Raw genomic sequence first — 21,389 nt, 5'->3', positions numbered from 1 at the left:
AGGGGATTGTTATTGTGAAAAAGAGGGGGGATTGCAGAAGAGAATTGCCGTTATCGCAGCAATGGCCCGGGAGGGGCCGGGCTCGGGCCAGAAAAAAGAGGGCCAAAGGCCCTCTTTTGCTGCATTGCCACCGATGATCAGGGGGAGAGTGGGGTGACCCGTACTCGCTCGATGCGCCGCTCGCTCACGGCCATGACCTCGAAGCAGAACTGGCCGAGGTGCAACTGCTGACCGACGTCGGGCAGGCTGCCGAAGTGGGAGAGCAGCATGCCCGCCAGGGTCACGTACTCGTCGCTCTCGCTCACCAGCCCGTCGCAGTTCAGTGCCTGCTCCACCTGATGGATGTTGGTGGTGCCGTGGATGAGCCAATGCTCGCCCTCGCGCACCACATCGGGGGTCTCGTCCTCGTCCGGCAGCTCGCCGACGATGGCCTCCAGCAGATCGTGGTTGGTGACCAGCCCCTGGATGACGCCAAACTCGTCCGCCACCAGAATGAGGCTGCCCCTGGCCTGGCGCAGCTCCGCCAGCAGCCGGATCACGTTGATGGTCTGGGGCACGATGACGGGCTCGTTCTGTCTGGCTAGTGCTGCCAGGGATTGCCCCTCGTTGAGGGCAAACAGCAGATCCCGAGCCTTGACCACCCCGATGATCTCGTCCAGCTCCCCGTCACAGACCGGGAACAGGCTGTGGGGGGCCCGTTGCAGCAGGGCGCGGATCTCGTCCTCGCTGTCGCTCACGTCGATCCACTCCATCTCGGAGCGCGGGGTCATGATGGTGCGAATGGAACGCTCGGCCAGCGACAGCACGCCGCTCACCATGTAACGCTCCTCTTCACCGAAACCAGGGGGCAGGGGCTGAGCCTGCACCTCTTCTTCGTCTTCCTGCGGGTGGGCGGAGCGCTTGTTCCCCCCCATCAGCTTGAAGATGGCGGCGGTGGTGCGCTCGCGCAGGGGCTGGCACGCCTCATGGCGCAGGGCACTGCGCTGGGCGAGCTGGTTGAAGAACTCGATGAGCACCGAGAAGCCGATGGCCGCGTAGAGGTAGCCCTTCGGAATGTGGAAGCCGAAGCCCTCCGCCACCAGGCTGAAGCCGATCATCAAGAGGAAGCTCAGGCAGAGCACCACCACAGTGGGGTGGGCGTTGACGAAGCGGGTCAGGGGCTTGGAGGCAAGCACCATCACTACCATGGCGATGGTTACGGCCGCCATCATGACGCCGAGGTGATCCACCATGCCGACGGCGGTGATGATGGAGTCCAGGGAGAAGACCGCATCCAGCACCAGGATCTGGGCGATCACCACCCCGAACCCGGCATAGACGCCGGTGCCGCCTTGCTCCTCGGGCTTGGCCTCGAGTCGCTCATGCAGCTCGGAGGTGGCCTTGAACAGCAGGAAGAGTCCGCCTCCCATCAGGATGAGATCCCGACCGGAGAAGGGGTGATCCCAGATGTGCAGCAGAGGAGCCGTGAGGGTGACCAGCCATGACATGATGGTGAGCAGTCCCAGGCGCATCAGCAGGGCCAGGGAGAGACCGATGATGCGCGCCTTGTCCCGCTGGGCGGGGGGCAGTTTTTTCACCAGGATGGCGATGAAGACCAGGTTGTCTATCCCGAGAACGATTTCCAGGATGATCAGGGTAAGCAGACCGACCCAGATTGACGGGTCCAGCAAGAATTCCATGTGATTGACCTCAATGAAGACAGATGCAGTGAATCGTGGTCACGGCGTGGCCGTGGTGACGGAGACGATCGCTTCAGAGGCGTTGGTTGAGCAGGTACAGATAGGCTTTGATGGGAAAAGACGAAGGGCTACTTCGGGGATTGTCCATGATGGGCAATAAAACCTCGGGTCAAAAGTGAGCCCTGATGATAACGGGAATCCCGTATTTGGCAAGAGGGGTCTGGATGCGCAAGGGGAGGTGCTCGCCCAACAGGGCGACAGGGACAGGCGGAGCTTGCCAGGCAAGCCCCGCCTTGCGGCTTACAACCAGCGTTTTTCCCGGGTGAAGCAGACCGAGAGCCAGGCGTCTCCCAGGGTATCGCCGAGGCGGGACCAGAGCTCCTGGCGCAGGGCATCTTGGCGCTCGACGGGCCACTCCTGGCCGGGGGCCACCAGGATGTTGAGCTCGAGATCGAAGCGGCGGCCGCTTTTTGCCAGGTGGCTGTAGCACTCGACCCCATGGCGCAGGCGCAGGGCTTCGACTTCGCTGGCCACCAGCCGGGAGACATCCCCCTTGGGGGCAATCTTCAGCACTTCCCGCAGGTTGCGACCGAGCACCTTGATGGGGATGAGGGTGGCACACAGGGCCAGCAGCGAGACCAGCACCGGGTCTATGTAGCGGTTGTAGTGGCCGTAACCCAGGGTATCGAGCCCGATGGCGACCAGAAAGCCGATGAGCAGGGTGGCGCTGAGCAGGGTATCCACCAGCCACTCCTTGGAGTCCACCCGCACCAGCTCGGAGTTGACCCGCTCGGCCACGTCGGCCTCGATGAGATAGAGGATGCCGCAGAAGAAGGTGGAGACGACGGCATAGATGAGGGCGTGGCCGAGATCGATCTCCCGTCCTCCTGCCAGCAGGGAGGTGATGCCGCCATAGAGGGCGCCGAGGCAGAGCAGCAGAATGATGGCGCCGTTGATGACGTTGGCGATGGGTTCGAAGTGGGCGTAGCCGTATTGGAAACGGGCGTCGGAGGGGCGGGTGACCAGGTAGGCGGTGATGAGCCCAAGGCCCGTCATGCCCATGCTGAACAGGGTGAAGATGCCGTCCAGCATGATGGCGTTGGAACCGACGAACAGACCATAGCCGATCCCGAAAATGGCAAAGGTGATGCAACCAAACAGCGACAGGGTCAGCGCCTGTTTTTCGGTGCGAATAAGCGTACTGATAACATGGCTGTAGTGAGCCATAAAAGTCCTCCTTTCAAATGGTGAAGATTGCGCGCGCAAGCGGTTTTCTAGCTGATATACTGCCCGCTCACATGTGAGCGGACTGGTTCGGACACCCGCAAAGAGGCAGGTCCGAACGGTCGTTGTCGCCGGAATGCCGGCATCAAGCAAAGGATGGGAACAAGGATTCATGATCCCGAGACTCGATTACCAGGACAGTTTGTCACCTACAACCCTGCAGTTTCTTGAGTTGCTGGCGCGATCAGCATTTCGTGGTGATATCGAAAAGTCTTATGCAAGCCGGTTGGCGATGGCGACGGATAACAGCGTCTATCAGGTCGTACCTCAGGCGGTTCTCTATCCGCGCAGTGCGGATGACATAGCGGTGATGCTCAAGCTGGCCCAGGGGCCCGAGTACGCAACCTTGAGTTTCTTCCCTCGCGGCGGCGGTACCGGCACCAATGGCCAATCCTTGGGCGGCGGCATTATCGTCGATCTCTCGCGCCATATGAACCAGATCATGGAAATTAATCTGGAAGAGGGCTGGGTACGGGCCCAGGCCGGGGTGGTCAAAGACCAGCTCAACGCCTATTTGAAGCCCCACGGCTACTTCTTCTCGCCGGATCTCTCCACCTCCAACCGGGCCACCTTAGGGGGCATGGTCAACACCGATGCCTCGGGGCAGGGCTCCTTGGTGTACGGCAAGACCTCGGATCACGTGCTCGGCCTCAAGGCCGTGCTGGAAAACGGCGATCTCATGGCGACCGAGCCGGTGACCGGCCAGCGTCTGGCGGATAAGCTGGCGCTGGAGAACCGGGAGGGGGAGATCTATCGCACCCTCTATCGCATCGGCCGCGAGCGGCGCGCCGATATCGAGGCCACCTTCCCCAAGCTCAACCGCTTTCTGACCGGTTACGATCTCAAGCACCTCTATCAGCCCGATACCGACACTCTGGATGTGAGCCGGGTGCTGTGCGGCTCGGAAGGCTCTTTGGGCTTCATCATCGAAGCCCGCCTCAACATCACCCCCATCCCGCGCTACCGCACCTTGGTCAACGTCAAGTACGACAGCTTCCCCTCCGCGCTCAGAAATGCCCCCTTTATGGTACAGGCCCACGCCCTGTCGGTGGAGACGGTGGACTCCCGGGTGTTGGGACTGGCTCGCGCCGACATCATCTGGCACTCGGTGAAGGATCTCATCCAGGATGTGCCCGGCAAGGATCTGCAGGGGCTCAACATCGTCGAGTTTGCCGACACCGACGAGGATGCGCACAAGGCCAAGGTGGCGGAGCTGTGCCGGCGCATCGACGGCCTGCTGGCGCGTGGTGAAGCCGGGGTCATTGGCTATCAGGTGTGCGACCACCTGCCGAGCATCGAGACCATCTATGGCATGCGCAAGAAGTCGGTGGGGCTGCTCGGCAATGCCGAGGGGCGCAAGAAGCCGGTGGCCTTCACCGAAGACACCGCCGTGCCGCCGGAATCCCTGGCGGACTTCATCATGGAGTTTCGCGCCCTGCTGGACGCTCACGGCCTTGACTACGGCATGTTCGGCCACGTCGATGCCGGGGTGCTGCACGTGCGCCCGGCGCTGGACTTGTGCGATCCCGAGCAGGAGGTGCTGCTGCGGCGCATCTCCGATCAGGTGGTAGCGCTCACCGCCAAATACGGCGGCCTGATGTGGGGGGAGCACGGCAAGGGCTTTCGCTCCGAATACAGCCCCGCCTTCTTCGGCGAGCTGTGGGAAGAGCTGCAACGGGTCAAGGGGGCGTTCGACCCGGCCAACCGCATCAACCCGGGCAAGATCTGCATGCCTTATGGCAGCGGCGCTTCGCTTGTCTCAGTGGACGGGCCCAAGCGCGGCAAGTTCGACCGCCAGATCCCGATTGCCGTGCGCGAGAGCTATACACGGGCCCTCGATTGCAACGGCAACGGTCTGTGTTTCACCTTCGAGACCGACTCCCCCATGTGCCCCTCGGTCAAGATCAGCCGCGACCGCCGTCACTCCCCCAAGGGGCGGGCTGGCCTGATGCGTGAATGGCTGCGCCAGTTGTCGGAGCAGGGCTTCGATCCCCTTGCCGAAGAGGTGGCGCTGCAAAGCGGGGGTCTGCGCTTCAAGCAGATCGTCGACAAGTTCCGCAATACGGTGGCCCGCGCCCGGGGCGAGTATGACTTCTCCCACGAGGTGATGGAGGCGATGGAGGGGTGCCTTGCGTGCAAGGCATGCACCAGCCAGTGCCCCATCAAGGTGGATGTGCCCACCTTCCGCGCCCGCTTCATGCAGCTCTATCACAGCCGATATCTGCGCGGCCCCAAGGATTACTTCGTGGGCACGGTAGAGAGCTATGCGCCCCTGCTGGCCAAGGCCCCCAAGCTGGTCAACTTCTTCCTCGAAAAAGAGTGGGCCCAGAAGGCGACCGAGAAGAGCATCGGCATGGTGGATGTGCCGCTGCTCTCCGTGCCGACCCTGGCCGAGGAGCTGCGGGATCACCGCGCCCGCTATTTCGATCTGCCGGGCCTCGAGGCCATGAGCCCCGAGCAGCGCCAAAAAGTGGTGCTCATCGTGCAGGATCCCTTCACCAGCTACTACGACGCCCCCGTGGTGCGTGACCTGGTGAAGCTGGCCAGCAAGCTGGGTTATCAGCCCTACCTGCTGCCGTTCAAACCCAACGGCAAGCCTCAGCACGTGAAGGGATTCCTGCGCGCCTTCGCCCGCACTGCTGCCAGCAGCGCCCAGTTCCTCAACAAGGTGGCGGTCCTCGGCATCCCCATGGTGGGGGTCGACCCCTCTCTGGTGCTCTGCTACCGGGACGAGTACGTGAAGGCGCTCGGCCCCGCCCGCGGCGATTTCCAGGTGCTGCTGCCCCAGGAGTGGCTGCTCTCCCTGCCTGCCGAGGCGCTGCCGCTGCGGGAAGAGGTTGGCACCGACCCCTGGTATCTGTTTGCCCACTGCACCGAGAAGACCGCCAAGCCCACCACCCACGGTGATTGGAGCACCCTGTTCGGCCGCTTCGGTGCACGTTTGCAGCCGGTGTCGGTGGGTTGCTGCGGCATGGCGGGCACCTATGGTCACGACGCCAAACAGGTGGAGAACTCCAAGGGGATCTACGGTCTGAGCTGGGCCGAGCCCCTGGCTCGCCTGCCGCAAGCCCGTTGTCTGGCCACCGGTTATTCGTGCCGCAGCCAGGTCAAGCGGATGGAGGGGGAGAAGCTCAAGCATCCGCTGCAGGCCCTGCTGGAACTGCTCTGATGCTCCACTTTCCCAAGGGATTCCGGGTGCCAAAGGCCTATCGGCACCCGCATTTTCTGTTGCTCCCCACCACGCCGTCCCAGGCCGTGGTGGAGTTTGTTGCCATCCTGCGCGAGCGGGATCAGCTCCATCAGCTGTTTCGCCCGGATGATGTGTGGCCCTCCGCCAATTTCAGCCTGAGTCAGCACGAGGCCGACTTGGAGTGGCAGCACTCCGAGTTTCTGGCCAAGCGCTCCTTTGCCTATGGCCTCTGGAGCCCGAACAGGGAGCCCCGCTTCTGGGGCGGTGTCTACCTCTATCCGTCGGTACTGCCGGAGGTGCAGGTGGAGCTCTTCTTCTGGAAGGTGGTCGAGGCGCCGCTCACTGACAGCGAACTCGAAGCCGAACTGCGCGCCTGGCTCGGCAAGGTATGGCGCTGGTCCGAGCCGCGCCTGCCGGGGCGGGACGGCCCCTGGGCCGAGTGGCCAGGGGTGACCTATCCCTGGTGAGGGTCAATCTCGATGCAAGATGCCCCGGCGTGGGCATCTTTTTTTTTGCTCCTTTTTCGCCGACACTGCTGGTTTGCCGCTACAGCGCAGCGATAACCCGTGATCACGCAAGGAGTCCGCTCACCATGAGTCAAGAAAGCAGCCCCATCTGGCGCAAACCCATGAGCTTGGAGGGGCTCAACGCCAGCTCCCGCAACACCCTGATGGCCCACCTCGACATCGTCTACACCGCCTTTGGCCCCGACTGGCTGGAGGCCACGATGCCGGTGGATCACCGCACCCATCAACCACTCGGCATGCTGCACGGCGGCGCCTCCGTGGTGCTGGCGGAAACGCTGGGATCGCTTGCGGCCAACATGGCGGTGGGGGAGGAGAGTTATTGCGTGGGGCTGGAGGTCAATGCCAATCACCTACGGGCCAAGCGGGAAGGGATGGTGACGGGGCGCTGCGCGCCGCTGCATCTGGGGGCGACGACTCAGGTGTGGCAGATCGAGATTCGCGATGAACGTGGTCGTTTATTGTGCACCAGCCGATTGACCATGGCAGTGCTCAAGCACAAGCGGGACAAGGACTCTGGCGAAGCGTGATCGGCAATAACGCATCATGAGTGAAAAATAAGCAAGCCATAGTCGCGAGATCCCTCTATAATTGCCAACGTCTTGAGACACCTATCACATTTTTCAAGACAGCAGAACAAAGTGGCGCTATAATCGCCGCCTTTTTGCTATTCCGCGGTGTTAGCCGCCTGCCTTAATCTGGAAGAATCTATGTCTGATACCGAACAACTGCCCCTTTTTAGTGAGCTTGGACTGGCCGCGCCTGTATTGAAAGCGCTGCAGGACGTGGGCTATGAGCGCCCGTCTCCCATCCAGGCCGCAGCAATTCCCCACCTGATGGCGGGACACGATCTGCTGGGGCAGGCACAAACCGGTACAGGGAAGACCGCTGCTTTTGCCTTGCCTCTGTTGTCTCGTCTGGAAGCTGGTAACCGCAACACCCAGATCCTGGTGCTGGCCCCGACCCGCGAGCTGGCCCTGCAGGTTGCAGAGGCGTGCCAACGCTATGCCCACCACATGCCCGATTTCCACGTGCTGCCCATCTACGGCGGCGCTTCCTACGAAACCCAGACCCGCGCCCTGCGTCGCGGTGCCCAGGTTGTCGTGGGTACCCCGGGCCGCGTGATGGACCTGATCCGTCGCAAGAACCTGGACCTCTCCGGTCTGAAAGCCCTGGTGCTGGACGAAGCGGACGAGATGCTGCGCATGGGCTTCATCGACGACGTGGACTGGATCATGGAACAGTGCCCGGCCGGTCGTCAGGTTGCCCTGTTCTCCGCCACCATGCCGGAGCAGATCCGTCGTGTGGCCCAGAAGCACCTGAAGCAGCCCAAAGAGATCAAGATCGCCTCCAAGACTGCGACCGCCACCACCATTCGCCAGCGTTACTGGCAGGTGACCGGTCTGCACAAGCTGGACGCCATGACCCGTCTGCTGGAAGTCGAACCCTACGAAGCCCTGCTGGTGTTCGTACGCACCAAGAACGCCGCCGAAGAACTGGCTGGCAAGCTGGCTGCCCGTGGTCATGCTTGTGAAGCGCTGCACGGTGACATCCCGCAGAAGCTGCGTGAGCGTACAGTCGACAAGCTGCGTCAGGGCCAGCTGGACATCCTGATCGCCACCGACGTGGTTGCCCGTGGTCTGGACGTTGAGCGCATCACCCACGTGGTGAACTACGACATCCCCTACGACACCGAATCCTACGTTCACCGTATCGGCCGTACCGGCCGTGCCGGTCGCAAGGGCGAAGCCATCCTGTTCGTGGCACCGCGTGAGCGTCGCATGCTGCGCGCCATCGAGCACGCAACCCGTCAGGCCATCGAGCCGATGAAGATGCCGAGCACCGAGGACATCAACCAGCACCGTCTGGCCAAGTTCAAGGAGCGCATCCGCGAAACCATGATGGGCGAAGAGCTCGAGATCTACGTGAATCTGGTGAACGAGCTGATCGAAGAAGATTCTGCCGATCCGCTGGAACTGGCTGCCGCACTGGCCAAGCTGGTACAGGGCGATCAACCGCTGCTGCTGGATGACTCCATTCCGGATCCGGTGTTCAACGCTGGTAACGATCGCGGTGGCTTTGAGCGTCGTGAGTTCAACGACCGTGGCGGTCGTGACTTCGGTGACCGTGGCGATCGTCCGGCCCGTCGCATGCCGTCCCTCGAACCGCGTCCGCTGAAAGACAACCCGGACGTGGAGATGGAGCGTTACCGTGTCGACGTGGGCGCCCATCACGGCGTCAAGCCGGGCCAGATCGTGGGTGCCATCGCCAACGAAGCGAACATCGAGAGCCGCTTCATCGGCAACATCGACATCGCCGATGACTTCTCCACCGTCGATCTGCCCAAGGGCATGAGCGCCGAGGTGCTGGAAGTGATCAAGAAGGCCCGTGTCTGCCAGCGTCCGCTGCAGATCACCCGTTACACCGAAGTGCCGGCCGGCGGCAACACTGCTCCCCGTCCGCCCCGTGGTGATCGTCCGTTCCGTGGCGACCGTCCTTTCAACAAGGATCGCCGTCCCCAGGGTGACCGTCCCTTCAACAAGGATCGCCGTGAAGGCGGTTTCGACAAGGGTCGCAAATTCGGTGGCAACAAGCGCCGCGACAGCTAAACCCTGACTGCACTGATGAGAAGGCCGCTCCATGGAGCGGCCTTTTTTGTGTCTGTTTTTCAGATGCGTAGCAAAGATTGTCACCTTTTTCCGGCCGTGGCGGGCACCCGGTTTTATGAGGAGCCAGTGAAAAGAAAAATGGTGCAATCCATTTGCCTGGGGGTGGCGCCTGGTGTCATTCTTTGGGAAGCGATTGGGTACTTTTGGAAGGCGCAGAGATAGTTGCTGGTTGCAAACGACTGCGACTTTGGTCTGAAGGTGCATTCTGTTGTTTGCATATGAGTCAGCAGAGTGAGATGAATAAATAAACCGTATGACAGGGAGGTGCGTGATGGGCAAGTGGCTTGGCAAGGTGTTGCTGATATCCGGATGGCTCGTGTCGGGTATGGTGTTGGCGGAGGAGCCCTTCTTCAGAATTGCGGGGGCGGGGTGCTGCAATGGCAAGGGGGAGGTGGTGCTGACCCGTGCCGAGTTTGAGGCCTTGCCGCAGACGGAGGTTAAGACGGGGACGCCCTGGACTGAAGGGGAGCACCTCTATCGCGGGGTGTTGCTGCGGGACCTGGTCAGGACCTACGGTCTCAAGAGCCAGGAGGTCAAGGCCCTCGCGGTCAATGAATACTGGACCGCACTGCCGCTGGAAGACGGGGAGAAGTACCCGGTGCTGGTGGCCGAGAAGCAGGATGGCAAGGCGCTGACTCTGCGCAACAAGGGGCCGCTCTGGGTCATTTATCCCCTCACCGACCATCCCGAACTCAACAAGGAGCTCTATCACAGCCGGATGGTGTGGCAGCTGACGGCGCTGGAGAGCAAATAAGATGCTGCGCGGCAAGTTCTTGAGCCTGATCCTGATGGTGACCACCTTTTTGGGGGTGACCCTCTGGTCGGTCTGGAACTATGACCACGCGTTCAATGCGGTGACGCGCTACACCCAGCTCTCCGCCTGGGCACTGGCCCAGCTCGAGCTGGAGATCCACGCCTTCGAGGAGGGCTTGCAGCTCTATCGTGCCGGTGCCGCCAGCCGGGAGGAGATGAACAAGCGCTTTGACATTGCCTGGAACTGGCTCGATGTCTTCTTGCACGGGGAGGAGGCAAAGTCGGTCAGGGCCCGGTTCGGTGCGGACACGGCGGTCGGCAAGATCCTCGCTCTCTTCGAACATTATGAGCAGGATGTGGTGCAAGGGGAGCCGGATTCCCCCGCACTCAAGATGTTCACGGCCGCGCTCGATGACGAGATGCGCGGGGTGCGGGACGTGATGGTGAAAAACTTCACCGGGCCTTCTGCCATCGCCCAGCGTGAGCTGCTCAACGAGTCGAAAACCCAGAACTTCTTCATCCTGGGATTTCTGATGCTGGCGACCATGGTGATGTTGATGGTGCTGTTTCGCGAAGTGCGTCGCCAGCATTTTCTGGCGTGGAACGACCCTCTCACCCGTCTCCCCAACCGGGCGGCGCTCATCAAGCACCTCCAACAGTGGACCAGCCATCCCGGTCGGCGCAGCAGCATCACCGTCTGTCTCATGGATCTGGGGCATTTCAGGGAGGTCAATGACTGTCTGGGTTACGAAGTGGGGGACGCCTTGCTCAAACGGCTTGCGGCGCGGATCAAGGCCGCCTCTGGCCAGGGGATCTTCGCTGCCCGAACCGGCAGTGACGAGTTCACCCTCATCATCACCGGCACCATGCCCACCTATCTGCGCTTCCCGTTTCTGGAGCAACTGCGCAGCGAGCTGGCGGATCTGGTGTTTGCCGCCGATCCGGCGCACCGGGTGCGGGTCTTCATGGGCACCAGCCAGTACGTGAAACCGGATCATTCACCGGAAGAGATGCTGCTGTTTGCCGATATCGCCCTCGACAGCGCCAAGCGCAAGCGGCTGAATCGCAATGTGCTCTTCTCCAGCAGCATGGATCAGCACTATCAGCGCAAACGCCGGCTGTCGACCGAGCTGCGGGAGCTTATCCACTGCCCGCAACTGGCCCTTTACTATCAGCCCATCGTGCGCGGCCAGAGTGTAGTGAGGCTGGGGGCGGAGGCGCTGATCCGCTGGCATCATCCGGAATATGGCTTTATTGCCCCCCTCGACATCATCTCGCTGGCAGAAGAGAACGGGTTGGGCGAGGCGCTCGGGGGCTGGATCATCCGGCGCATGCAGCTCGATCTGTCCGGCTTCCCGAAAGAGGTATTAGCACCGCTCGAGATCTCCATCAACCTCTCCAACTCCATGTTCAACATGGGGTTGGCCAGGGAGATTGAAGTGAAGATGAGTGACGGTCCGTTGGGACTGCACCAGTTGATAGTGGAGCTGACCGAAACCATCGCCCTCGATGACATCGCCCTGAGCAAGCAGATCATTCACTCCCTGCGCCAGATTGGGGTGCGGGTGGCCCTCGATGACTTCGGGACCGGCTGGTCCTCGTTCTCCTACCTGCGTGAACTCTATTTCGACAAGCTCAAGATAGACAGATCCTTTATCACCGCGATCGACAGTGACACCCGGCAGGTGCTCTTCGTCGAGACCATCACCACCCTCTCTCATCAGTTGGGGGTGCGTGTCGTGGCAGAAGGGGTGGAAAACAGCGATGAGCTCAAGGCGGTGCTCACCATAGGGGTGGATGAGATCCAGGGTTATTTCTACTCGCGTCCCTTGCCGCTGCCAGAGTTCATGCAGTTCTGTCACCGCTATTTCGCCCACAGCGCCGCCATTCAGGAAGTGGCACTGGGGTAGCCTTGGGGCAATCGAGCTCCTGTAGCCTTGTCTTCGAGTCCCTCTGTTCGATCGTTCCTGGTTGATATTTCATCCCGACACCTTTCTCCCATGGCAGGACCGCCTATGACGTGGCTTTCTTGTGCCTCCTGCCAGAACGAGGGTGCGAGAGGACAGTCCCAGTGCTACCTTGTGCCACGAACAGTGCCACAGGGCAGAGGAGCCATAGATGGATCGCTTGGGGGTGATGGAGGTGTTCGTGCTGGCGGTGGAGACCGGCTCGTTTTCGGCGGTGGCCCGCCGACTGGGGATGGGGCAACCCACGGTTTCCAGATTGATTGCCCAGCTTGAGGCGCACCTTGGCAGCCGCCTGTTGCTGCGTTCGACCCGGGGGCTGGCGCCCACCGAGGCCGGAGAGGCCTACTATCTGCGGGCGAGAGAGATCCTGGCCCAGGTCAACGAGGCCGATGCCATGGTGCAGCAATGCCGGGCGGGCCTGAGCGGGCGTCTGCGGGTGAGCGCTCCCGTCACTTTCGCCCGCCTGCATATCATTCCCCATCTTGCCGGTTTTCTGGCGGCTCACCCGGGACTGGATCTGGAGATCCTGCTGGATGACGGCAATGTGGATCTCATTTCGGCGGGCATCGAGGTGGCTCTGCGGATCGGCAAACAGGCCGACTCGTCGCTGGTCGCCCGCTGCCTCGCCCGAAGCGACATGCGGGTGCTGGCGACGCCGGCCTATCTGGCCGCCAAAGGAGAGCCTGAGACCCCTCAGGCTCTGCAACAGCATGATCTGGTGCTTTACAGTCCACGGCCCGGAGTGGGGCAGCAGTGGCGATTTCGCCGCGGCGTCGAGGAGAAGGTGGTTTCCGGAGAAGGCAGGCTGATGGTCTCGGCGGCCGAAGGCATGCGCGCCGCCGTATTGGCAGGACTGGGGCTTGGTATCGCCTCGGAGTGGATGTTTGCCCCCGAGCTTGCCCGCGGCGAGGTGGTGGCGGTGCTGCCCGAGTGGCAACTGCCCATGCAGGAGCTCTGGACCCTGCTCCCGGCAAGTCGCCAGCCCGGTGCCAAGGCGAGCGCCTTTCTGGCATTCGTGACCGGCCTGCCCGGCGTGGGGCATGCACCAGCGGAATAACTGTTATGGTCCCCACCGCTCTACTGGTGGCGACGCTCCCCGGGTAGGCTGTGCGCATGGGGCCCGTGTCCTGGCGGGAGCCCTTCTACCACGAGGAGAAGATCATGAGTACATCGCCTTCTGCCGGAGGGGCCGCAACCCCCGGCCCCTCCCTGCTCTTCGCCATGGCCCTGTCATGCGGCCTGGCAGTTGCCAACATCTACTACAACCAGCCCATGTTGGCTGTGATGGCGCAGGACTTTCCCGGGCACTCGGGCATGCCATTGATCGCCATGCTGACCCAGCTCGGCTATGCCATGGGTCTGCTTTTGCTGGTGCCGCTTGGCGATGTAGTCGAGCGCCGCTGGCTTATTCCGGGGCAGTTTGCACTGATCGCGCTGGCTTCCCTGCTGGCGGCCACGGCCGCGAGTGCCACCACCTTGATGCTGGCCTCCGTCCTGCTCGGCATCGGGGCCACGGCTGCCCAGCAGATAGTTCCGGTGGCGGCGACCCTGGCTGATCCCGCCCGCCGTGGTGCCGTGGTCGGCAGCGTGATGAGTGGTCTACTGGCCGGGATACTGCTCAGCCGAACGGTCGCCGGCCTGGTCACCGCCTATGGCAGTTGGCGCGCCATGTTCTGGCTGGCCATTCCCCTGGCCCTGTCGGGGGCCCTGCTGATGGCCAGGATGATACCATCCGGATTACCGCGCTCTCCCCTCGGTTATGGCCGTCTGCTTCATTCTCTGGTCGGTCTGTGGCGCGAGGAGCCCGCCTTGCGCCGCGCGACCCTGACCCAGGCCTTGCTGTTTGCCTCCTTCAGCGCCTTCTGGACCGTGCTGGCGTTCTACCTGGCCGAACCTGCCTATGGGTTGGGGGCCGACATGGCGGGTCTGTTCGGCGTCATCGGGGTGGCTGGGGTGGTGGCGGCCCCTTTGGCAGGCCGGATGGCGGATCGGTTGGGGGCCAGACCAGTGGTATTGGCCGGTGCTGTGCTGGTGGTGCTTGCCTGGATCTGCTTCGAGCTGTGGCTCTCTCTGGCCGGGCTGGCGTGCGGGGTCATCTTGCTGGATCTCGGAGTGCAGAGCGCACTCATCGCCCATCAGCAGCGCATCTATGGTCTGAGACCTGAGGCCAGGGGGCGCATCAATACCCTCTTCATGACCGGCATGTTCCTGGGGGGAACCCTCGGCTCCAGCCTGGGGATGCTGGTCTGGCAACAGGGACACTGGCTCGGGGTGGGAGCAGCCGGCATGGGGTTAGCCCTGGTTGCCTGTCTCTGCGCCCTGGCCGGCAGGCGGGGGCTGCAACCGGCCATCTGAGGCATGTGCAAGACAAGAAAGGCGACTCCGGGGTCGCCTTTTGTCTGTCTGCTCGGGATGGACTCAGAGCACCATGGCGGCAATCCAGCCGAAGATCACCAGGGGGATGTTGTAGTGGATGAAGGTTGGCACCACGCTGTCCCAGATGTGGTCGTGCTGACCGTCCGCATTGAGGCCCGATGTGGGGCCGAGCGTCGAGTCGGAGGCGGGGGAACCCGCGTCCCCCAGCGCGCCCGCGGTGCCCACCAGGGCGATGGTCGCCATGGGCGAGAAGCCGAGGTGGATGCACAGGGGCACATAGATGGTGGCGATGATGGGCACGGTGGAGAAGGAGGAGCCGATCCCCATGGTGATGAGCAGGCCCACCAGCAGCATCAGGAAGGCCGCCAGTCCCTTGTGGCCGGCCATCATGGTGGAGACGGACTGCACCAGACTCTCCACCCCGTGGGTCTCCTTCATGACGGCGGCGAAGCCTGCGGCGGAGATCATGATAAAGCCGATGAGGGACATCATGCGCACACCCTGGGTGAAGGCATCCTGGCTCTCGCGGAATTTGATGACGCCGCCGCAGGTGAAGATGATGAAGCCTGCGAGCGCCCCCAGCACGATGCTGTTGGTCATCAGTTGCAGGCCGAGTGCCACGGCGATGGCCAGCAGGGCGACCCAGATGTGGTTGAGATTGAGCTCGACCGTCTCGGGTTCGGCGGCCAGGATCTGCTCCAGATCATACTGACGAGGCTTGCGGTAGCTGAAGAAGACGGCGATGAGCAGGCCGAGGAACATGCCGAATACCGGGATGGCCATCGCCAGGGGCAGTTGGCTGAATTCCACCGGTACGCCGTTGTCGACGAGATTCTTGGCCAGGATGTTGTTCAGGAAGATGCCGCCAAAGCCCACCGGCAGCAGCATGTAGGTTGCGGTCAGGCCGAAGGTGATGACACAGGCCACCTGACGGCGGTCGATCTGCATCTGGGCCATGACATGCAGCAGCGGCGGGATCAGGATGGGAATGAAGGCGATGTGCACCGGGATCAGGTTCTGGGAGGAGATGGAGACCGCGAGCACCGAGGTGAGCAGCAGGCTCTTGACCCAGAGAATGCGGGTGCTGCTGGCATCCTTGCCGAGCTGGTTGATGACCTTGCGGGCCAGCAGATCGGTGATGCCGGAGCGGGAGATGGCTACCGCAAAAGCCCCCAGCATGGCGTAGGAGAGGGCGATTTCTGCACCGCCGCCCAGGCCGCCGGTGAAGGTGCTGAGGGTCTGCTCGAGGGAGAGTCCGCCGAGCAGGCCACCCACGATGGCACCGATGGCGAGGGAGACCACCACATTGATCCGCAGCAGGCTGAGCACCAGCATCAGCGCCACCGCGATAACAACAGGATTCATTTGATTTCCTTATGGATTGTGTTGCTGTCAGTCGTGTGAAAGCCAGCTAGTTTGCGAAAAACAGGCTAAATGTCGAGAAAAAAATCGGCAGATCCCGGCCAAGGGACGCATCTTCTGCTGGCGGTGAACGGGAACCGGGAAAATGGCCCTTCTTCATTGCCCAGACAGGTCCCCTCATGCAGACAGGCTGCCATGGGCAGCCTGTCTGGGCAGGGGCTGGGAGTGTTCAGCCCTCGTCTTCGGTGTCCGTCGTTTCATCCGGGTTGGCCAGAGGCCAGCCTCCCAGGCTCTTCCAGCGATTGACGATGTGGCAGAAGAGCTCTGTGGTGCGCTCGGTGTCGTAGAGGGCCGAGTGGGCCTCTTTGTTGTCAAAGGGAATATTGGCGCTCTGACAGGCCTTGGCCAGCACCGTCTGCCCCAGGGCAAGACCCGAGAGGGCGGCGGTGTCGAAGGTGGCGAAGGGGTGGAACGGATTGCGCTTGAGGCCGGCCCGCTCGGCGGCGGCCATCACGAAGCCGTGGTCGAAGGTGGCGTTGTGGGCCACTATGATGGCGCGACCACAATCCTGCTCCTTCATGCCCTTGCGCACCCCCTTGAAGATCTCGGTGAGTGCTTCCTTCTCGTCCACCGCGCCCCGCAGCGGGTTGAAGGGGTCGATGCCGGTGAACTCCAGCGCCGCTTTCTCCAGATTGGCACCCTCAAAGGGCTGGACATGAAAATGGAAGATCTGGTCAGGGACGAGCCAGCCCTGCTCATCCATCTTGAGGGTGTGGGCGGCTATTTCCAGCAGGGCATCGGTCTTGGCATTGAATCCGGCGGTTTCAACATCGATGACGACGGGGTAAAAGCCGCGAAAACGGCCCTTGAGGGTGTGAACGGCGTCGGTCATGGTATCTCGGTCGGCGTGAAAGGAGGCGGCATTATGGCAAAAAAGCGGGCCCTTGTCCCTTATCTGCCGCCATGGGACAGCAAGAGGGCCATTTTGAAACACCTGTGCTTATAATGGGCGACGTCAACCATGGAGGGAGAGGTCGATGAAGAAGCTGGGATTGGCACACAAGATGATGTTGGTGGTCTGTCTGCCGCTGTTGGCCCTGCTGTTTTTCTCCGGCCGGTACGTCTATGAACGTTATCGGGTCGAACAGGAGATGAGCGGGGCCCTGGTCGCGTTGGCGGTGGTGAAGGAGGCGGCGCAGCTGGCCCATGAGCTGCAACGGGAGCGCGGCATGTCGGCCGGTTTCCTCGGCTCTGGCGGCAGCAAGTTTCGCGATGCGCTGCCTGCCCAGCGCAAGGTGGTGGACAGTCTGTTGCAGCGTTTTCATCAGGATCCTGCCTTGTTGGCGCTGACGGAGGTGCAGCAGGGAGTGGCGGGACTCACCGCCATGCGTGAGCGGGTCAGCGCCCTGGGGGTTGAGGTGGCGGAACAGGTCGGCTTCTATACCCGCCTCGTGACCGCCTTGCTGGCGGTGGTGGACAAGATAAGCGTCGACAGCATGGATGCCACCATCGCCCTGCAGACCAATGCCTACGCCGCCTTCCTGCAGAGCAAGGAGCGTGCGGGGCTGGAGCGGGCGACGCTCAGCAACGTCTTTGGCCGTGACAGCTTCACGCCAGCGCTGTTGCAGCAGTTCATCTCCCTGCTGGCGGCCCAGAATACCTATCTCGAACGTTTCCAGGCGGTGGCGAGTCCCGCCCAGCGTCAGTTGCTGAACGACAGCCTCGCCTCACCCGTGGTGGCCAAGGTGGCCGCCATGGAGAAACTGGCCCTGGACAAGGCGGCCAGCGGCGGTTTTGGTGTCGATGCGGAGGCCTGGTTTGCCTTGAGTACCGACAAGATAGGCCTGCTCAAGGAGATAGAAGACAGCCTCTATCGGCAGCTCTTCGAGCGGGTTGAACAGATGCGGGTCGGGAGTGCCAGTGACTTCTGGTGGGGGGCGGCTGGCGTGTTGCTGTGCATCGTCCTGACCACCTTCGTCTGCTGGCGGGTAGTGCGGGATCTGCATCTGGGCTTCATGGCCCTGCACCAGACCTTCAAGCGCCTGGTGCAGGAGAACGACCTGACCGTGCGGGTCGACTGGCGATCCGGGGATGAGCTGGGGGCCCTGGCGCGGGATCTGAACCATTTCCTCGGGCACCTGGAGAGTTTGCTGCTGGCTGTGCGCCACTCCTGTGACGTGCTGATACGCAGCGCCGCCAGCTCGGCCGAGGTCATTGCCGAGGTGAATGCCGGCGTAGTCAGGGGATGCGGGCAGGTGGATCTGGTGGCGACTGCCGCCACCGAGATGGCATCGACTGTGGCGGAGATTGCCCGCAACGCAACCCAGACCTCCCAGGCGACTCAGCAGGCCATCGGCCGGGCGAAGCAGGGTGACAAGGAGGTGGATAAGACCATCCAAACCATCCAGCAGGTCGCGGGTACCCTGAGTGATACCCAGCAACTTGTGGACAGCCTGCATCAGGATACCGAGTCGGTGGGCGAAGCGCTCAACCTCATCAAGCAGATCTCGGACAGAACCAACCTGCTGGCCCTCAATGCCGCCATCGAGGCGGCCCGTGCCGGTGAATCCGGGCGCGGCTTTGCAGTGGTGGCCGACGAGGTGAGAGCGCTTGCCTCCCGTACCCAGCAGGCGGCGGATGACATAGAGCGGATGCTGGGCCGCTTGCGCCAGGGGGCCAACGAGGCGGTGGCTGCCATGCACACGGGGACCGAACAGGCGGGTCTTAGCGTGACGGAGGCCAAACGGGCGGGGAGCGAGCTGACCGACATCGTCAACGAGGTGCGCAAGGTGAGCGACATGACGGCCCAGGTGGCCACCGCCACCGAGGAGCAGCGTTACGTGACCGACGACATCCAGCAAAACGTGATGACCATCCGTGACGTGTATGAGGCCCATCGCCAGCACTCCCATACCCTGCAACAACACAGTGCCGAACTGGATGCCCTGGCCCGGGATCTGGCGGGACGCATCGCCAGCTTCAAGCTGATGGCCCCTTCTTCCCCCCACTGAGCGTTTTGACCTAAAGCTTGTCCTGCCGCTGCCGATAGATAATTCGAGATAGTGTGGAGGACAAGCCGTTGAATGCTTGGGTGTTGGGGTTGATCAGCATATCAGTGAGTATGCAGTTGCAGGCGGGCGTGACCGAATTTGGCGCCGGTCTGGATCAATCCGTCTGGCGCCTGACCTCTGATACCCAGGTGGAGTGCAGGCTGGAGCATCCTATTCCCCGCTGGGGAACCGGGGCCTTTGTCAGCCGGGCCGGGCGCAAGATCAATCTGGATTTCGAGCTCAAGGGGCAGCGACCCCAGGCGCGTACCCAGACAGTGAGCCTCGGGATCATGCCCCCCAGCTGGCGTCCCGGGGTAGCCGGGCGACAGATCAGCCAGTTGCAGTTCTATCAGCAGTTTGACGGCCTGGTGGCGGGGCAGACCGCCTGGACCATGCTGGACGAGCTGGAAGGAGGGCGTATGCCGACTTTCCAGTATCGCGACTGGTATCGTCAGGACAGGCCGGTGCGGGTATCGCTCTCGTCGGTCAATTTCAGGGTGAAGTACCAGGCGTTCATGGACTGCCTGAGTGGCTTGCTGCCCTACAGCTTCAACGACATCGCCTTCAGCGTGCTCTCCTATGACAAGAACAGCGATCAGTTGTCACCGGCCTCCAAGCGGCGGCTGGCGATGATCGGTGACTATGTGAAGGCAGACAAGAGCATCGATGTGGTGGTGATCGACGCCTACAGCGACAGCTATGGCGGCCGCTGGCCAAACCAGAAGCTCTCCGAGAAGCGAGCGGATGCCATCAAGCAGGTGTTTGTGGATCTCGGCATCGAGGAGGGCAAGATCTCGGTGGAAGGGCACGGTGAGAAACAGCACGTGGCCTCCAACGAAACGGAAGCTGGCCGAGCCAAGAACCGCCGGGTGGTGATCAACATGGGACGCAACGGCACTATCTGATCCCGCTGAGTCATCGAGAGGGGCGGGATTTTCGCTGTAGTCAGGAATAAAAAATGCCAGTCGGCGAACCGACTGGCATTTTTTTCGCGGGTATCCGGGATTACTTGGCCAGGGATTCCGGCAGGTTTTCGCGGATCTTGCCGAGCATCTCTTTCAGCACGCGGGGGTTGGCCACCACGATGTTGCCGGAGTTTTCGTAGTTGTGACCACCAACGAAGTCGGTGACGATGGCGCCGGCTTCTTTGGCCAGCAGCTCACCGGCGGCGGTGTCCCAGGGCTTGAGGCCGATTTCCCAGAAACCGTCGACGCGACCAGCGGCCACATAGGCGAGATCCAGCGCGGCGGAGCCAGCACGACGGATGTCTGCACACTCGATGAACATGCTCTGGAACATCTTCAGGTAGGGTTCGATGTGGTGCTTCTGCTTGAACGGGAACCCGGTGGCCAAGATAGTGCCGGAGAGCTCTTTGGCCTTGCCGACGCGGATGCGGTAGCCGTTCAGCTGGGCGCCGCTGCCGCGGGTGGCAGTGAACAGCTCGTCACGGATGGGATCGTAGACAACGGCTTGTTCGGTCTTGCCCTTGACGCGCAGAGCGATGGAAACGGCAAAGTGCGGAATGCCTTTGACCAGGTTGGTCGTGCCATCCAGTGGGTCGATGATCCATTGGTAGTCCGGATTGGTACCGGCAATCTCGCCAGACTCTTCAGCAACGATGCTGTGTTCCGGGTAAGATTTTTTGATGGTGTGAATGATGGCCGCTTCGGCGTCACGGTCAACGTTGGTCACGAAGTCATTGCTGCCTTTCTGGATAACCTCGATGTTCTCGGGTTGAGAAAAGGCTTTTACTACTACTTGACCGGCGTTGCGCGCAGCGCGCACGGCGATATTCAGCATCGGATGCATAGGTTCACCACTGGATGTTAAAGAACGGGGGATAAAAGGACGCGACATCTTACCAAGATATTCGGGAATAGCAACTGCTATGCCCTCATTCGGTCAGGGTGGTGACTGACAGATCTGACGGCTCCAATAAAGACCTGTAATCAACTAGTCTTATCGCGACAGCCGGATAACAGGCTGTGGTGAGCATAGGGATATGAGCCATGAATCTGTCATTAGTCAGTCAGAAACCGTCGTCGCGGACGACTCTGGGTGTGTTGGCCGCACTGCGTGCCGCCAGCGAAGAGAGCGATTATGTCACCGAGGTCCGGGTGGCACAGCCCCAGCAGTGGCAACCGTCGAAGGATGAAGCGGCGATCCTGCTGCTGGAAGAAGAGGGCGCTGCCTGGCCTGCTCCGCTCTGGCCTGCAGGAGGCAGTGCACTGGGATTGCCGGTGCTTCCCCTGTTGGTGCATCGACAGTATGAACATACTCCACAGGGGCCGGATGTCCGGGATCCGCATTTTTATTTCGTCTCCAACGGTATTCTGCTGGATGAGGCCGAACTGGCGGATCCTGCCTGCAGCCTGGTGCTGAAAAGCAAGTTTGAATCCTATTTTCCGCTGCTTTCCCGTCTTATCTTGCTGCGCCAGCGCCAACCAGGGGTACTGAGCAGCTAATCATCTCCCCCTCGATGCGGGCTGTTCAAGCGGCACAATATTTGTCATAACTGACCGACATTGTGCCGCT

The 21,389-nt window shown here is 61.9% G+C and carries 16 protein-coding genes; 11 read left to right on the top strand and 5 right to left on the bottom strand.

The window, feature by feature from the left end; genetic code table 11:
* Window positions 1–137: 137 nt before the first annotated feature.
* Window positions 138–1,679, bottom strand: a complete 1,542-nt coding sequence (locus C3F36_RS01640) for a TerC family protein (RefSeq protein ID WP_104454318.1) — start codon at window positions 1,677–1,679, stop codon at window positions 138–140.
* Between the two features lie 300 nt (window positions 1,680–1,979).
* Entirely contained in the window at window positions 1,980–2,906 is a 927-nt protein-coding gene (locus C3F36_RS01635; protein WP_041214996.1) for a cation diffusion facilitator family transporter, read from the bottom strand.
* A gap of 169 nt (window positions 2,907–3,075) precedes the next feature.
* Here C3F36_RS01635 and ydiJ point away from each other — a divergent pair, with 169 nt between their 5' ends.
* The 8 genes from ydiJ (at window position 3,076) to C3F36_RS01595 (ending at window position 14,421) form a co-directional block, all read left to right on the top strand.
* Entirely contained in the window at window positions 3,076–6,132 is a 3,057-nt protein-coding gene (gene ydiJ / locus C3F36_RS01630; protein ID WP_199769643.1) for a D-2-hydroxyglutarate dehydrogenase YdiJ, read from the top strand.
* A complete protein-coding gene (locus tag C3F36_RS01625; protein ID WP_103858443.1) occupies window positions 6,132–6,620 on the top strand; it encodes a hypothetical protein in 489 nt (162 codons plus the stop codon). Before ydiJ ends, C3F36_RS01625 begins: the two co-directional genes overlap by 1 nt.
* A 125-nt stretch (window positions 6,621–6,745) precedes the next feature.
* Window positions 6,746–7,207 carry a hotdog fold thioesterase gene (locus tag C3F36_RS01620; protein ID WP_042882837.1) on the top strand — a complete coding sequence of 154 codons (462 nt, stop codon included), beginning with the start codon at window positions 6,746–6,748 and terminating at the stop codon, window positions 7,205–7,207.
* Window positions 7,208–7,387: 180 nt separating this feature from the next.
* A complete protein-coding gene (locus C3F36_RS01615; protein ID WP_182958328.1) occupies window positions 7,388–9,286 on the top strand; it encodes a DEAD/DEAH box helicase in 1,899 nt (632 codons plus the stop codon).
* Between the two features lie 331 nt (window positions 9,287–9,617).
* The gene (locus C3F36_RS01610; RefSeq protein WP_104454315.1) at window positions 9,618–10,100 is read left to right on the top strand and encodes a molybdopterin-dependent oxidoreductase; all 483 of its coding nucleotides are present in this window, start codon (window positions 9,618–9,620) and stop codon (window positions 10,098–10,100) included.
* 1 nt (window position 10,101) lies between these two features.
* Window positions 10,102–12,009 carry a putative bifunctional diguanylate cyclase/phosphodiesterase gene (locus C3F36_RS01605; protein WP_104454314.1) on the top strand — a complete coding sequence of 636 codons (1,908 nt, stop codon included), beginning with the start codon at window positions 10,102–10,104 and terminating at the stop codon, window positions 12,007–12,009.
* Window positions 12,010–12,217: 208 nt separating this feature from the next.
* Window positions 12,218–13,123, top strand: coding sequence for a LysR family transcriptional regulator (locus C3F36_RS01600; protein WP_104454313.1), 906 nt, complete (start codon window positions 12,218–12,220; stop codon window positions 13,121–13,123).
* A 104-nt stretch (window positions 13,124–13,227) separates the two neighbouring features.
* Complete coding sequence (locus tag C3F36_RS01595; protein ID WP_048207897.1) at window positions 13,228–14,421, top strand: MFS transporter; 1,194 nt, start codon at window positions 13,228–13,230, stop codon at window positions 14,419–14,421.
* 63 nt (window positions 14,422–14,484) lie between these two features.
* Here the strand turns inward: C3F36_RS01595 and C3F36_RS01590 are convergent, their stop codons facing one another.
* Together C3F36_RS01590 and rnt are read right to left on the bottom strand one after the other, a co-directional pair.
* Window positions 14,485–15,807 (bottom strand): Na+/H+ antiporter family protein, encoded by a 1,323-nt coding sequence (locus C3F36_RS01590; RefSeq protein ID WP_104454312.1) that lies wholly within the window; start codon window positions 15,805–15,807, stop codon window positions 14,485–14,487.
* 226 nt (window positions 15,808–16,033) lie between these two features.
* Window positions 16,034–16,696, bottom strand: coding sequence for a ribonuclease T (rnt, locus tag C3F36_RS01585; RefSeq protein WP_010675098.1), 663 nt, complete (start codon window positions 16,694–16,696; stop codon window positions 16,034–16,036).
* Between the two features lie 145 nt (window positions 16,697–16,841).
* On the opposite strand from rnt, the gene C3F36_RS01580 reads away from it, so the two are divergent.
* Together C3F36_RS01580 and C3F36_RS01575 are read left to right on the top strand one after the other, a co-directional pair.
* Window positions 16,842–18,815, top strand: a complete 1,974-nt coding sequence (locus C3F36_RS01580) for a methyl-accepting chemotaxis protein (protein ID WP_199769642.1) — start codon at window positions 16,842–16,844, stop codon at window positions 18,813–18,815.
* A gap of 68 nt (window positions 18,816–18,883) precedes the next feature.
* Window positions 18,884–19,759 carry a flagellar protein MotY gene (locus C3F36_RS01575; protein ID WP_039038755.1) on the top strand — a complete coding sequence of 292 codons (876 nt, stop codon included), beginning with the start codon at window positions 18,884–18,886 and terminating at the stop codon, window positions 19,757–19,759.
* A 100-nt stretch (window positions 19,760–19,859) separates the two neighbouring features.
* Here the strand turns inward: C3F36_RS01575 and suhB are convergent, their stop codons facing one another.
* Window positions 19,860–20,663 carry an inositol-1-monophosphatase gene (suhB, locus tag C3F36_RS01570; RefSeq protein WP_039038754.1) on the bottom strand — a complete coding sequence of 268 codons (804 nt, stop codon included), beginning with the start codon at window positions 20,661–20,663 and terminating at the stop codon, window positions 19,860–19,862.
* A gap of 200 nt (window positions 20,664–20,863) precedes the next feature.
* Here suhB and C3F36_RS01565 point away from each other — a divergent pair, with 200 nt between their 5' ends.
* Window positions 20,864–21,319 carry a hypothetical protein gene (locus C3F36_RS01565; RefSeq protein WP_104454311.1) on the top strand — a complete coding sequence of 152 codons (456 nt, stop codon included), beginning with the start codon at window positions 20,864–20,866 and terminating at the stop codon, window positions 21,317–21,319.
* The last annotated feature ends 70 nt before the right edge of the window (window positions 21,320–21,389 follow it).

Origin of the sequence: Aeromonas sp. ASNIH2, from assembly GCF_002934795.1 — a bacterium.
Taxonomy (GTDB): domain Bacteria; phylum Pseudomonadota; class Gammaproteobacteria; order Enterobacterales; family Aeromonadaceae; genus Aeromonas; species Aeromonas caviae.
Note: the sequence above shows the minus strand (reverse complement) of the source record. Positions and strands in the feature narration are given on the sequence as shown.